The 12,698-nt window shown below is 71.6% G+C and carries 12 protein-coding genes; 3 read left to right on the top strand and 9 right to left on the bottom strand.

The window, feature by feature from the left end; translation table 11 throughout:
- Nucleotide 1 precedes the first annotated feature (1 nt).
- From NYO98_RS18790 to NYO98_RS18780, 3 genes are all read right to left on the bottom strand, one after another.
- Nucleotides 2-1,063 (bottom strand): LLM class flavin-dependent oxidoreductase, encoded by a 1,062-nt coding sequence (locus tag NYO98_RS18790; protein WP_268113321.1) that lies wholly within the window; start codon nucleotides 1,061-1,063, stop codon nucleotides 2-4.
- Between the two features lie 178 nt (nucleotides 1,064-1,241).
- Nucleotides 1,242-2,744 carry a DEAD/DEAH box helicase gene (locus NYO98_RS18785; protein ID WP_268113320.1) on the bottom strand — a complete coding sequence of 501 codons (1,503 nt, stop codon included), beginning with the start codon at nucleotides 2,742-2,744 and terminating at the stop codon, nucleotides 1,242-1,244.
- A 245-nt stretch (nucleotides 2,745-2,989) separates the two neighbouring features.
- Nucleotides 2,990-3,421: an ArsI/CadI family heavy metal resistance metalloenzyme gene (locus NYO98_RS18780; RefSeq protein ID WP_268113319.1), complete on the bottom strand. Its 432-nt coding sequence runs from the start codon at nucleotides 3,419-3,421 to the stop codon at nucleotides 2,990-2,992.
- A gap of 77 nt (nucleotides 3,422-3,498) precedes the next feature.
- On the opposite strand from NYO98_RS18780, the gene NYO98_RS18775 reads away from it, so the two are divergent.
- The 3 genes from NYO98_RS18775 to NYO98_RS18765 are packed head-to-tail and all read left to right on the top strand — an operon-like array spanning nucleotide 3,499 to nucleotide 5,344.
- Nucleotides 3,499-3,855: an ArsR/SmtB family transcription factor gene (locus NYO98_RS18775; protein ID WP_268113318.1), complete on the top strand. Its 357-nt coding sequence runs from the start codon at nucleotides 3,499-3,501 to the stop codon at nucleotides 3,853-3,855.
- On the top strand, nucleotides 3,852-4,943 hold the full coding sequence (arsB, locus tag NYO98_RS18770; RefSeq protein WP_268113317.1) for an ACR3 family arsenite efflux transporter: 1,092 nt from the start codon (nucleotides 3,852-3,854) through the stop codon (nucleotides 4,941-4,943). The genes NYO98_RS18775 and arsB overlap by 4 nt, the downstream gene beginning before the upstream one ends.
- Nucleotides 4,940-5,344 (top strand): arsenate reductase ArsC, encoded by a 405-nt coding sequence (locus NYO98_RS18765; RefSeq protein WP_268113316.1) that lies wholly within the window; start codon nucleotides 4,940-4,942, stop codon nucleotides 5,342-5,344. Before arsB ends, NYO98_RS18765 begins: the two co-directional genes overlap by 4 nt.
- Nucleotides 5,345-5,378: 34 nt before the next feature.
- Here the strand turns inward: NYO98_RS18765 and NYO98_RS18760 are convergent, their stop codons facing one another.
- The 6 genes from NYO98_RS18760 to NYO98_RS18735 all read right to left on the bottom strand — a co-directional run bounded on the left by NYO98_RS18760 (nucleotide 5,379) and on the right by NYO98_RS18735 (nucleotide 12,654).
- On the bottom strand, nucleotides 5,379-6,410 hold the full coding sequence (locus tag NYO98_RS18760) for a LacI family DNA-binding transcriptional regulator (RefSeq protein ID WP_268113315.1): 1,032 nt from the start codon (nucleotides 6,408-6,410) through the stop codon (nucleotides 5,379-5,381).
- A 10-nt stretch (nucleotides 6,411-6,420) separates the two neighbouring features.
- The gene (locus NYO98_RS18755; RefSeq protein ID WP_268113314.1) at nucleotides 6,421-7,887 is read right to left on the bottom strand and encodes a GH1 family beta-glucosidase; all 1,467 of its coding nucleotides are present in this window, start codon (nucleotides 7,885-7,887) and stop codon (nucleotides 6,421-6,423) included.
- Complete coding sequence (locus tag NYO98_RS18750; RefSeq protein WP_268113313.1) at nucleotides 7,884-8,702, bottom strand: carbohydrate ABC transporter permease; 819 nt, start codon at nucleotides 8,700-8,702, stop codon at nucleotides 7,884-7,886. The genes NYO98_RS18755 and NYO98_RS18750 overlap by 4 nt, the downstream gene beginning before the upstream one ends.
- Nucleotides 8,699-9,718, bottom strand: a complete 1,020-nt coding sequence (locus NYO98_RS18745; protein WP_268113312.1) for a carbohydrate ABC transporter permease — start codon at nucleotides 9,716-9,718, stop codon at nucleotides 8,699-8,701. Before NYO98_RS18745 ends, NYO98_RS18750 begins: the two co-directional genes overlap by 4 nt.
- A 19-nt stretch (nucleotides 9,719-9,737) precedes the next feature.
- Complete coding sequence (locus NYO98_RS18740; RefSeq protein WP_268113311.1) at nucleotides 9,738-11,024, bottom strand: ABC transporter substrate-binding protein; 1,287 nt, start codon at nucleotides 11,022-11,024, stop codon at nucleotides 9,738-9,740.
- Nucleotides 11,025-11,202: 178 nt separating this feature from the next.
- On the bottom strand, nucleotides 11,203-12,654 hold the full coding sequence (locus tag NYO98_RS18735; RefSeq protein WP_268113310.1) for a flavin-containing monooxygenase: 1,452 nt from the start codon (nucleotides 12,652-12,654) through the stop codon (nucleotides 11,203-11,205).
- Nucleotides 12,655-12,698 lie beyond the last annotated feature (44 nt).

Here is a 12,698-nt window from a genome sequence, read left to right as displayed (position 1 = left end):
CTCAGGAGGCGAGGAGCTCGCGGACCCGCGGGACGACCTCCTCGCCGTAGAGGCGCACCGACTCCATCCGCTGCTCGTGCGGCAGCGAGCCGACGGAGTACTTCAGCTGGAAGCGGCTCAGACCCAACGTCCGGGCGGCCCACGCGATCTTCTGCGCGACGGTCTCCGGGGAGCCGACGAAGAGCGCACCCTGCGGGGAGGCCGCCTGCTCGAACTGGATGCGGGAGTACGGCGGCCAGCCGCGCTCGCGTCCGATCCGGGTGTAGAGCTCGGCCTGGTTCGGGTAGAGCTGCTCGCGGGCCTCCTCGTCCGTGGCGGCGACGTGGCCCGGGGAGTGCATGCCGATCGGCAGCTCCGGCAGCTCCATCCGGCCGAGGGCCTCGCGGTAGAGGTCGGCGAGCTGGACGAAGCCCGCCGGCGAGCTCCCGATGACCGCCAGCATCAGCGGCATGCCGTACTGCGCCGCACGCACCACCGACTGCGGGGTGCCGCCCACGCCGATCCACGCCGGGAGGCGGCCGGCGGCGGTGGTCGGGTAGACGCGCTGGTCGACCAGCGGCGGGCGGACGGTGCCCTCCCACGACACGGGACCCTCGGCCTGGAGGGCGGCGAAGAGGTCGAGCTTCTCCGCGAACAGCCGGTCGTAGTCGGACAGCTCGAGGCCGAAGAGGCCGAAGGACTCGATGAACGAGCCGCGACCCAGCTGCACCTCGGCACGTCCGTTGCTCACCGCGTCGAGCGTGGCGAAGCGCTGGTAGACCCGGATCGGGTCGTCGGACGACAGCACGGTGACGCCCGTGCCCAGCCGGATCCGCTCGGTCTGTCCGGCGATCGCGGCGAGCACCACGTCGGGCGCCGAGATCGCGTAGTCGGGGCGGTGGTGCTCGCCCAGGCCGATGTAGTCGACGCCGACGCGGTCCGCGAGCACCGCCTCGGCGACGACCTCGCGCAGCGTCTGCGGGTGGTTGCCGGGCGCGCCGTCGAGAGGCGCGTCACCGAAGGTGTCGAGGCCCAGCGTGGGGTGCTCGCGCGTGCCGAGCACCGAGAAGTCGAAGTCAGGCATCCGTCCCGCCCTCCTGGTTGGTTGAAGGGTGAACGACTATGGCCGGTCGGGCATTCCGCTCCCCGTGGGTCCCCTCAGCGATCCCCGGCTGACCGGGGATCGCTGACGAAGGGAGATGGGCGCGACACGCCCGGGATGCACGTTGAGTCTCTCGGAGACTCAGGGGCCAGTGGGCCGGTCAGCGCCTGCCGCTGAACGACGCGGCGCTGTGGCCGCCGCCGCGGGACTGGCCACCCTGACCGCCGGAGCCGCCCTGGCCGCCGCGACGACGACGGTTGCCGCCGCCACCCTGGCCGCCGGAACCACCCTGACCGCCGCCCTGGCCGCCGCCGGAGCGACGACGCTGGCCGCCGCCGGACGGCGCGGAGCCCGCGCCCGGGCCGGAGCCGGTCGGGTTGCCCCGTCGCGACTGACCGTTGGTCTGACCCTGCGACCGGGCTCGCTTGCGCTGGGCGTTCGCACCGGTCGAGCGGCCGCCGCCACCCGAGGCGGGCGCCTCGATGACGAGGCCGCCGGGGGTGCTGCGCTCGCCGGGGGCGAGCTGCACGAGCACCGGGTGACCGGGCCCGTTGACCTTGGTGGTGGTCGGCTTGATGCCGGCCAGACGGGTCAGGTCGCGCACGTCGCGGACCTGCTCGTCGGTCATGAGGGTGATGACGGTGCCCTCGGCGCCGGCGCGGGCCGTACGTCCGGAGCGGTGCAGGTAGGCCTTGTGCTCGACCGGCGGGTCGGCATGCACGACGAGCGCGACGTCGTCGACGTGGATGCCGCGCGCCGCGATGTCGGTGGCGACCAGCGTGGTGGCGGTGCCCGAGTGGAAGGCCTCCATGTTGCGGGTGCGCGCGTTCTGGCTGAGGTTGCCGTGCAGGTCGACCGTCGGCACGCCGCTCTTGTTGAGCTGGCGGGCCAGCGCCTTGGCGCCGTGCTTGGTGCGGGTGAACACCACCGTGCGGCCCGGGGCGCTCGTCAGGTCCACCAGCACCGGCACCCGCTGGTCGCGGGTCAGGTGCAGCACGTGGTGGTGCATCGTGGCGACCGGCGACTGCGCCGAGTCGGCCTCGTGGGTGACCGGGTTGGTGAGGAACCGCTTCACCAGGACGTCGATCGCCTTGTCGAGCGTGGCCGAGAACAGCAGGCGCTGGCCCGACTGCGGGGTCTTGTCCATGATGCGGCGCACGCCCGGCAGGAAGCCGAGGTCGGCCATGTGGTCGGCCTCGTCGAGGACGGTGATCTCGACCGCCGAGAGGTCGGCGTAGCCCTGGCCCATGAGGTCCTCGAGGCGACCGGGGCAGGCGATGACGATGTCGACGCCCTTCTTGAGCGCGGTGACCTGCGGGTTCTGGCCGACACCGCCGAAGACGGTGCGGGTCGTCAGGCCGCTGGCCTTGGCGAGCGGGGCGAGGGAGGCCTCGATCTGGCCGACGAGCTCGCGCGTCGGCGCGAGGATCAGCGCGCGCGGCTTGCGCGGCATCGCCGGCAGCTTGGACGCGTCGAGGCGGGCGACCAGCGGCAGGAGGAAGGCGTACGTCTTGCCGGAGCCGGTGCGGCCACGGCCGAGGACGTCGCGGCCGGCGAGGCTGTCGGGCAGCGTCGCGGCCTGGATCGGAGTGGGAGTGGTGATGCCCTGCTGGTCCAGGATCCGGACGAGCGAGGACGGTACGCCGAGGTCGGCGAAGGTCATGTGACTGCTTTCGGTTGGCGTCTCGCCACCGTGAGCCGCGCTGGTCGTCGTGCGATGCGCGGCGTACGTGCCTCAGTTGTGAGGGAGGGTCCCCGCGAGGGAACCTGCGTCCGGGGCAAGACCGGCCGGACGTCTGTGGACCCAACGCTAGTGGGACTGGTGGTGTTCCCGCGAATCGTTTGCCGTGTGAGTCGGGACTCAGGGGCGAGATCACCACCAGGACGGCCAGGCCAGCAGTCAGGACGTCAGGCGCAGCAGGCGTCCGCGCGGCTCTCCTCGTCCGCCGCGTCGCCCGTCGCGTTCGTCGCAGGCGCGTCATCGGTGATCGTGTAGACCTCCCACCGCTCGCCGTCGGGGGTCCCCTGGACCCAGAACTTGTCCTGCTTGGCGTAGCAGCAGGTCGTGTCGCGCTCCTCCGTGGTCGCGAACCCGGCGGCCGCGAGCCGGGTCAGCTCGGCGTCGACCGTGTCGACGTCCTCGACCTCGACGCCGAGGTGGTTGATGCTCCCGCCCCGACCCGGGGTCTCGATCAGGACGAGCTTGAGGGGCGGCTGCGCGACGGCGAAGTTGGCGTAGCCCGGACGCACCTTGTGGGGCTCGGTGCCGAAGAGCGCGGAGTAGAAGCCGATCGACGTCTCGAGGTCGTCGACGTTGAGGGCGAGCTGCAGGCGGGACATGGTGTCCTCCTCTTCATATTGATGGATGTCGATATGTTGAGATTGCCCCACACATCGACATCTGTCAATATTGATCTGTGTCGAAGTCTCAGCTGACCCTCACCCCCGTCGAGACCGTGGCGTGCTGCTCGCCCCTCGTCCGCGAGCCCCTCGCGGCCGACCGGGCCGAGAGCGTCGCGCCGCTGCTCAAGGCGCTCGCCGACCCGGTCCGCCTCCGGCTGGTCTCGATCGTCGCGGCGAGCGAGGGTGGCGAGGCCTGCGTCTGCGACCTGAACGACGCCTTCGACCTGTCGCAGCCGACGATCAGCCACCACCTCAAGGTCCTGCACGAGGCGGGCCTGCTCGACCGCAGCAAGCGCGGCGTGTGGGTCTACTACGCCGTGCGCCGCGAGGTGCTCGCCGACCTCGCCGCGCTGATCGGTGGAGGAGCGTGAGCCGCCGCGAGGGCGGGCCCGTGGTCCAGCGGCTCTCGACGCTCGACCGGTTCCTGCCCGTCTGGATCGGGCTGGCGATGGTCGGCGGGCTCCTGCTCGGCCGCTTGGTGCCCGGCATCGACGACGCGCTCTCGGCCGTCGAGGTGGACGGCATCTCGCTGCCGATCGCGGTCGGCCTGCTCGTGATGATGTACCCGGTCCTCGCCAAGGTGCGCTACGACCGGCTCGACACCGTGACCGCAGACCGTCGGATGCTGGGCGCGTCGCTGGTGCTCAACTGGGTCGTCGGACCGGCGCTGATGTTCACGCTGGCGTGGCTGCTGCTCCCCGACCTCCCGGAGTACCGCACCGGCCTGGTCATCGTCGGCCTCGCACGCTGCATCGCGATGGTCATCATCTGGAACGACCTCGCCTGCGGCGACCGCGAGGCGGCTGCCGTCCTCGTGGCCCTGAACTCCGTCTTCCAGGTCGTCGCCTTCGCCGGCCTCGGGTGGTTCTACCTCGAGGCCCTCCCCTCCTGGCTCGGCCTGCCGGGCGCCGCCCTCGACGTCTCCGCCTGGCAGATCGCGACGTCCGTGCTGGTCTTCCTCGGGATCCCGCTGCTGCTCGGCTGGCTCTCGCGCACCTACGGCGAGCGCGCCCGCGGTCGCGAGTGGTACGAGTCGGTCTTCCTGCCGCGCGTCGGGCCGTGGGCGCTGATCGGACTGCTCTTCACGATCGTGGTCCTGTTCGCCCTGCAGGGCGAGCAGGTCACCAGCAACCCGGTGGACGTCGTCCGCATCGCGCTGCCGCTGCTGGCGTACTTCGCACTGATGTGGGGCGGCGGCTTCCTGCTCGGCCGCGCCCTCGGCATGACGTACGAGCGCACCACGACGCTCGCCTTCACCGCGGCCGGCAACAACTTCGAGCTCGCCATCGCGGTGGCGATCGCGACCTTCGGCGTCACGTCCGGCCAGGCGCTCGCCGGGGTCGTCGGCCCCCTCATCGAGGTCCCGGTGCTCGTCGCCCTCGTCTACGTCAGCCTCGCGCTGCGCGACCGCTTCCCCCACCCGGCACCCGACCCCACCTTCGAGGAGTCCTCCCGATGACCGCTCCCACCGTCCTGTTCGTGTGCGTCCACAACGCCGGGCGCTCGCAGATGGCGGCCGGCTGGCTCCGGCACCTCGCGGGCGACCGCGTCGAGGTGCTCTCGGCCGGCTCGGCACCCGCCGGCAGCGTCAACCCGGTCGCCGTCGAGGCGATGGCCGAGGTCGGCATCGACATCGCCGGGCAGCAGCCGAAGCTGCTCAGCGACGCGGCCGTGCAGGAGTCCGACGTCGTGATCACGATGGGCTGCGGGGACGCCTGCCCCTTCTACCCCGGCAAGCGCTACGAGGACTGGGCGCTGGACGACCCCGCCGGGCAGGGGATCGAGGCGGTGCGGCCGATCCGTGACGAGATCCGTCGTCGCGTGGAGGAGCTCGTCGCGTCGCTCGCACTCCGCCGGTGATCGGGTAGCCCGAGGGACGAGGGCGTCGCGAGGTTCAGGCGCTCGCCCGCCGCACCAGCGTCGGCGGGATGATCACCCGCATCGGCCTCGAGTCGGGCTCGTCGACGCGCTCGAGGAGCAGGCGTGTCGCCCGCTCGGCCATCTCGTCGACCGGCTGCCGGACGGTGGTCAGGGCCGGGGAGGTGCGCTCGGCGACGCCGAGGTCGTCGAAGCCGACGACGGCGATGTCGTCGGGGACGCGACGGCCGAGCTCGGCCAGCACCCGCAGGGCGCCGGCGGCCATCAGGTCCGAGGCGACGACGAGCCCGTCGAGGTCGGGGTGGCGCTCCATCAGCGCCCGGGCCGCGGCCTCGCCGCTGGCCTCGGTGAAGTCCCCGTGCTCGACCGCATCCGCGGCCAGGCCGGCGCTCGACATCGCCTGGCGCCAGCCTGCGAGCCGGTCCTCGGCGGCGGTCATGTCGGCGGGGCCGGCGATGGTCCCGATCCGCGTGCAACCGCGGGCGACGAGGGCCTCGGTCGCCTCGCGCTCACCGGCCACGTTGTCCACGTCGACGTACGCCACCCGGTCGCCGCCGGTCCACGGACGACCGCCGAAGACGCAGGGCAGGCCGATATCGGCGAGGTGCTCGGCGAGCCGGTCGTCGCGGTGGTGGGAGACGACCAGTGCGCCGTCGACGTGCCGGTTGGTGAGGTAGCGCAGGGTCCGCGCGGTCGACGCCCCGGGACGGGCGAGCAGCAGCACCAGCTGGATGTCGCGCTCGCCCAGCACCCGGGTCACGCCGCGCAGGGTGCCGGCGAAGAAGGGGTCGGAGAAGACGCGGTCGTCGGGCTCGGGCACGACCACCGCGATCGAGTCCGTGCGGCGCGTCACCAGGCTGCGCGCCGCCGGGTTGGGGACGTAGCCCAGCGTGCGCACCGCCGTGTCGACGGCCGACTGCGCGCGGGCGCTGACGCGCTGGCCGCCGTTGATCGCCCGGGACGCCGTGGCGCGCGAGACGCCCGCGACCCGGGCCACCTCGTCCAGGGTGGGCTGGCCCACGCTGGCAGGGGGGCGCTGGCTCGTCACTCGCGCCACGCTAGTCGTCCGCGGCCGGCGGCGCGGGCAGGGTCCCGGTGCGGGCGAGCCCGGCGTACCAGTGGGCGCTCGACTTCGGCGTACGACGCTGGGTCGCGTAGTCGACGTGGACGAGCCCGAAGCGCTTGGCGTAGCCGAAGGCCCACTCGAAGTTGTCGCAGAACGACCACTGGAAGAACCCGCGGACGTCGACGCCCTCCTCGATCGCGTCGTGCACCGCCCGCAGGTAGGCGTCGAGGAACGCGATGCGGTCGGGGTCGTGCACCCGCCCGTCGTCGTCGAGCCGGTCGTCGAAGGCGGCGCCGGTCTCCGTCAGGTAGATCGGCAGGTGCGGGTAGTCGTCGTGGAGGCGGCGCAGCAGCCGGTGCAGGCCCTCGGGCTGGATCTCCCAGCCCATGGCGGTCAACGGCAGCCCGCGGCTGGGGAAGGTGACGTGCTCGGAGCCGGGGAACGGCGAGTGCGCGACCCGCGCGGGGTGGTCGGCGCCGACGCCGACGACGTCCGTGCGCGGGTGACCCGAGACCTCGTTGCCGTGGTAGTAGTTCACGCCCAGCACGTCGATCGGGGCCGCGATGGCGTCGAGGTCGCCGTCGCGCACCACGTCGAGCCAGGGCCGGTCCTGCCACGTCCGCCCGGCGGTGTCCTCGAGCACGTCCGCCGGGTAGGAGCCCCGGAAGATCGGGTCGAGGAAGAAGCGGTTGTGCAGGCCGTCGATCCGGCGAGCCGCGTCGACGTCGGCCGGGTCGTCCGGGTCGCTGGGGTCGGGCACCGTCAGGTTGAGGCTCAGCCCGAGCCGGTCGGCGCCGCGGCTGCGCAGCTCCTGGGTGGCCAGGCCGTGGGCGAGCAGCAGGTGGTGGCCGGCGACGAGACCGGCCGCCCCCTCCTGCCGACCCGGTGCGTGGTGGCCGGCGGTGTAGCCGAGGAACGCCGAGCACCACGGCTCGTTGAGGGTGGTCCACGTCGGCACCCGGTCGCCGAGCGCTTCGTGCACCGAGACGGCGTACTCAACGAACCGGTGGGCGGTGTCGCGGTTGGTCCAGCCGCCCGCGTCCTCCAGCACCTGCGGCAGGTCCCAGTGGTAGAGCGTCAGCCAGGGCGCGATCCCGTGGGAGAGCAGCTGGTCGACCAGCCGGTCGTAGAACGCGAGCCCGGCGGCGTTGACCGGCCCGGCGTCGGGGCGCACGCGCGGCCACGCCACGGAGAAGCGGTACGACGTCGCGCCGAGGTCGGCGAGCAGGGCCACGTCGGAGGGCATCCGGTGGTAGTGCTCGCAGGCCACGTCGCCGGTGTCGTCGTTCAGCACGGCGCCGGGGAGGTGGGAGAACGTGTCCCAGATGGAGGGCGTGCGTCCGTCCTCGGCGACGGCGCCCTCGATCTGGTAGGACGCGGTCGCCATCCCCCACACGAAGTCGTGCGGGAAGCGGACGGGCGCCGGGCTGGTCCGGGTCGTGCTGGTCTGGGCGGTCATCCCTTGACGGCTCCTTGCATGATGCCGGACACGAGCTGGCGGCCGGCGAGGACGAACAGGACGAGGAGCGGGATGGTGGCCAGCGTGGTGCCGGCCAGGACGAGGCTGTAGTCCTTGAAGAACCCGCTCTGGAGCTGGTTGAGCGCCACCTGGATGGTGGGGTTGCTGTTCGGCAGGGCGATGAGCGGCCAGAAGAAGTCCGTCCACACCTGCATGAAGGTGAAGAGCCAGAGGATGGCGGCGGCAGGTCGGGCGGCGGGCGCGGCGACGTGCCAGAAGATGCGGATCTGGGAGCAGCCGTCCATGCGGGCGGCCTCGACCAGCTCGTCCGGCACCGCGTCGACCAGGTACTGCCGCATGAAGAAGACACCGAAGGCGGTGACCAGCCACGGGATGATCACCGACGTGAGGGTGCCGGTCCAGCCGAACTCCGACATCAGGATGAAGAGCGGCACGACGCCGAGCTGGGTGGGCACCGCCATGGTGGCGATCACGAAGACCAGGAGCGGACCGCGGCCGCGGAAGCGCAGCTTGGCGAAGGCGTAGCCCGCCAGGGTGCAGAAGAACACGACCGAGCAGGCCGTCACCGTCGACACCAGCAGGCTGTTGCCGAGGGCCTTCCAGAAGGGGATCGTCGCGATCGCCCGCTCGGCGTTGGACCAGAAGTGACCGCCCGGCAGCAGCGGCGGGACGCCCTGGGCGGCGATCTCCTTCGTGTGCGACCCGAGCAGGAACGACCAGTAGAGCGGAGCGGCCGACCCGATCAGGAAGGCGGTCAGGAGGCCGTAGACGAGGAACCCCGGACGGCGCGTCATCGCTCTCCTCCCAGGGCCCCGACCCTGCGGATGAGCAGGAAGTTGGCGATGCCGAAGACGCAGATCACGACGAAGAGCAGCCAGGCCGTGGCCGAGGCCCGCCCGAGGTCGCGCAGCTGCCAGCCGAAGTCGTAGATCAGCATGGTGATGGTCCCGAACTGGCGGTCGCTGCCGCCGTTGCGTGCGTTGGTCTCGTCGAAGAGCCGGGGCTCGGCGAAGATCTGGAGGCCGCCGATCGTGGAGGTGATGACGACGAAGATCATCGTCGGGCGGATCATCGGCAGCGTGATGCTGGCGAACTGCCGCACCCGGCCGGCGCCGTCGATCGCCGCCGACTCGTAGAGCTCGCGCGGCACCGCCTGCATGGCGGCGAGCAGGATGAGGGCGTTGTAGCCGGTCCAGCGCCAGTTCACCATGGTCGCGACGGCGACGTGGCTGGCGAACCGCTCGGTGTGCCAGCCGATGGGGTCGATGCCGACGTGCCCGAGCAGCTCGTTGATGAGGCCGTAGCGGTCGCCGTACAGGCTGCCGAAGATGATCGCGATGGCCACGGGGGACACGACGAACGGCAGCAGGATGCTCATCCGCCAGAACGTGCGGCCGCGGAGCTGGTTGTCCAGCAGCGCCGCCAGCACCACGGCGATGACGATCTGCGGCACGGAGGAGAGCAGGAAGATGCTGATCGTGTTGACCAGCTGCTTGGTGAAGTAGGGGTTGCCGAGGACCTCGCGGAAGTTGTCGAGGCCGACGAACTCGCCCTTGCCGCCGATCAGGCTCCACTCGTGCACCGACACCCACGCCGTGTAGGCGAGCGGGAACATGCCGACCACCAGGAACAGCAGGAAGAACGGCGAGATGTAGAGGTACGGCGAGAGCCGGACGTCGAGCCGGGTCAGTCGCTGGCGCCACTCGGGCCGGGGCGCTCGTCCGGCGGGTCCGGACGCGGTGGGGGAGCCCTCCCGGGTCGGGGGCACCGTCTGGGTGCCCCCGCCCCGGGAGGCGGTGGAGTTGCTCACGAGGAGTCCGTCGGTCCGATCAGCCCAGCGCTTCGACGTCGGTCAGGAACTGGTCCCACGACTCGGCAGCGTCCTGGGATCCGTCGTCGACGCGAAGGACCGCAGCCTGGAAGGCCTGGAGGATGTCGGAGTACTTCGGGCCCTTGTAGGGCTGCACCGTCACCGCCTGGGCGCGCTCGGCGAGGATCTCACCGGTGGGCGCGTCGTTGAAGAAGGCGTTGGTCGCGCTGGTCACCTCGTCGGACTCCAAGGCCTCGACCTGGCTGGGGAAGGTGCCCTTGGCGGCGAACGCCTTGACCTGCTGCTCCGGCGCGGTCAGCCAGGCAGCGACCTCCTTGGCCTCCTCGATGTTGTCGCCCTGGGACGGGACGGTGAGGAACGAGCCTCCCCAGTTGCCGCCGCCGCCGGGGAAGACGTTGGCGATGTCCCAGCCCTCGACGCCCTCGGCGTTGCCCTCGACGACGCCGAGCATCCACCCGGGGCACGCCATGGTGGCGAAGCCGTCGTTCTGGAACGAGGCGGTCCAGTCGTCGCTCCACTGCGGGAGCGTGGTGGACAGGCCCTTGTCGATGTTGCCGGTGACGTCGGCCCAGACGGCCTCGAGCTCGGCGTTCTCGACCTCGACGGTGTTGTCGTCGGACTCGAAGGGGTTCTCGACCTGGTTGAGCATCGCCTGGGCGAGCCCGCCGGAGGAGTCGTACCACGCGGTGTCGGGGACCTTCTTGACGAACTCCTCACCGAGGGCGAAGTAGTCGTCCCAGGTTTCCATGAGCCCCGCGACCTCCTCGCGGTCGGTGGGGAGGCCGGCCTTCTTGAAGAGGTCGGCGCGATAGCAGATGCCCTCCGGGCCGATGTCGGTGGCGTAGCCGATCATCTGGCCGTCGGCGTTGAGGGTCTTCTCCTCGACCCACGGCAGCCAGCGGCCGTCGAGCTCCTCGTCGGTGAGGTCCTCGAAGGCCCCTTCCTCGGCGAGGATCGCGGGCATCGCGTCACCCTCGATCGCCTCGATGTCCGACAGGCCCGAGCCTGCGGCGAGCTTGGTGTAGAGGTTGGCCTTCGCGTCGTCCCAGGTGCCGACCTTCACCTGCTCGACCTTGATGTCGTCGTGGGACTCGTTCCACTCGTCGATGAGTCCTTCGTAGCCGAACTCGTTGAACGTCGCCACGGTGATCGTGGTGACGCCGTCCGCGCTGGAGCCGGACGAGTCGTCGTCACCGCCGCCGCACGCGGCCGCGGTCGTTGCGAGGGTGAGCGCCAGCAACGCGCTCGAGGCGAGTCGGAATCGCCTGGTCTTCGGTGTCTGCACCACTGCACTCCTGCCGTCCTGGGGCGCCGGGCGGTCGCCCGGCTGGAAGGTGGACGTGAGCGGGTGTGAGAGCGCTTCCACTTCCGTCCGTCAGCAACTATGACGCGCGTCACACCGGCCTGTCAACGACCGCGGTTCTGGACGTGTCCGGTTCGTGGGAGCGCTTCCACGCAACGGGTCATCGAGACCAGCGCAGCACCCCGTCGTCGAGGCGCGCCCGGCGGATGGTCCGGGCGTCGTGCAGGTAGCTCTGCCGGAGCGACCACGGCGCCCGAGTGCCCTGCCGCGGCAGCGTGTGCACCACCCGCTGGACGTAGCCGGCGTCGAAGTCCATCAGCGGCACCTCCTCCACGTCCGGGTCGCGCACCGGCACGACCGACCGCGTGCCGGTGGACCGCAGCCGCTCGAGCAGCCGGACGACGTACTCCCCGACGAGGTCGGCCTTGAGCGTCCACGAGGCGTTGGTGTAGCCGATGGTGAAGGCGAAGTTGGGCACGCCGGAGAGCATCATCGCGCGGTAGGCCATGGTCCGGCTCGGCTCGACCCGCTCCCCGTCCACGGACAGCTCGGCGCCGCCGAAGACCTGCAGGTTGAGGCCGGTGGCGGTGACCACGACGTCGGCCTCGAGCCGCTCCCCCGACTCGAGCTCGAGGCCGGTCTCGGTGAAGGCGGCGATGCGCCCGGTGACCACGTCGGCCAGGCCCGCCTTGATCGCCCGGAACAGGTCACCGTCCGGCACCAGGCACATCCGCTGGTCCCACGGGTCGTAGGTCGGGTTGAAGTGGGTGTCGACGGCGTAGCCGGGCGGGAGCTGGGCGACGTTGGTCCTGCGGACGAACCGGCGCACGAGGTCGGGCCGCCGGCGGCTGACGCGGTAGAGCGCGGCCTGCAGCGCGATGTTCTTCCACCGCGTGGCGACGAACGACCGGTCCTCACCGACGAGCCGCGTCAGCCGGCTCTTCACCGCATCCCTGGCCGGCACCGAGAGGACGTACGTCGGCGAGCGCTGCAGCATCGTGACGTGCGCGGCCCCGCCCAGGGCGAGCGCGGGCACGAGGGTGACGGCGGTCGCGCCCGAGCCGATGACGACGACGCGCTGGCCGGTGTGGTCGAGGTCGTCGGGCCAGTGCTGCGGGTGGACGACCTGGCCGCGGAAGCGCTCCTGGCCCTCGAAGTGGGGCGTGTAGCCGGCGTCGTAGTCGTAGTAGCCGCTGCAGGCCCACAGGAAGTCGGCGGTCATGGTCCGCGCCTCCCTACCGACCTCCGCGGTCACCGTCCACCGGGCGGTCGTGGAGCCCCAGTCGGCCGCGACGACGCGGTGGCCGTAGCGGATGTGGCGGTCGACGTCGTACTCACGGGCCGTGTCGCGCAGGTAGTCGAGGATCGAGGCGCCGTCGGCCAGCGCCGTGTCACCGCGCCACGGCCGGAACCGGTAGCCGAGGGTGTGCATGTCGGAGTCCGAGCGCACGCCCGGGTAGCGGAACAGGTCCCACGTGCCGCCGCTGGCCTCGCGCCGCTCCAGCACGGCGTACGACGTCCCCGGCAGGTCCTTGGCGAGGTGGGCGGCCGCGCCGATGCCCGACAGGCCGGCGCCGATGATCAGCACGTCCACGTGCTCGACAGTCGTCACGTCGTCCAGCCTAGGTCGGCCGGCACCTCGGGTGTCACTGCGAG

The organism is Nocardioides pini (assembly GCF_026712185.1).
GTDB classification, from domain to species: domain Bacteria; phylum Actinomycetota; class Actinomycetes; order Propionibacteriales; family Nocardioidaceae; genus Nocardioides; species Nocardioides pini.
This window is presented reverse-complemented; position numbering and strand designations above follow the sequence as displayed.

What these genes read in the sequence shown, in the direction of transcription:
- NYO98_RS18785 (WP_268113320.1), bottom strand. Translation starts at nt 2,744, where the DNA reads ATGACCTTCGCCGACCTCGGCGTACCGTCCTCGCTCGTCCGGATCCTG.
- NYO98_RS18755 (WP_268113314.1), bottom strand. Translation starts at nt 7,887, where the DNA reads ATGACCGCCCAGACCAGCACGACCCGGACCAGCCCGGCGCCCGTCCGC.
- NYO98_RS18765 (WP_268113316.1), top strand. Translation starts at nt 4,940, where the DNA reads ATGACCGCTCCCACCGTCCTGTTCGTGTGCGTCCACAACGCCGGGCGC.
- NYO98_RS18780 (WP_268113319.1), bottom strand. Translation starts at nt 3,421, where the DNA reads ATGTCCCGCCTGCAGCTCGCCCTCAACGTCGACGACCTCGAGACGTCG.
- NYO98_RS18750 (WP_268113313.1), bottom strand. Translation starts at nt 8,702, where the DNA reads ATGACGCGCCGTCCGGGGTTCCTCGTCTACGGCCTCCTGACCGCCTTC.
- NYO98_RS18790 (WP_268113321.1), bottom strand. Translation starts at nt 1,063, where the DNA reads ATGCCTGACTTCGACTTCTCGGTGCTCGGCACGCGCGAGCACCCCACG.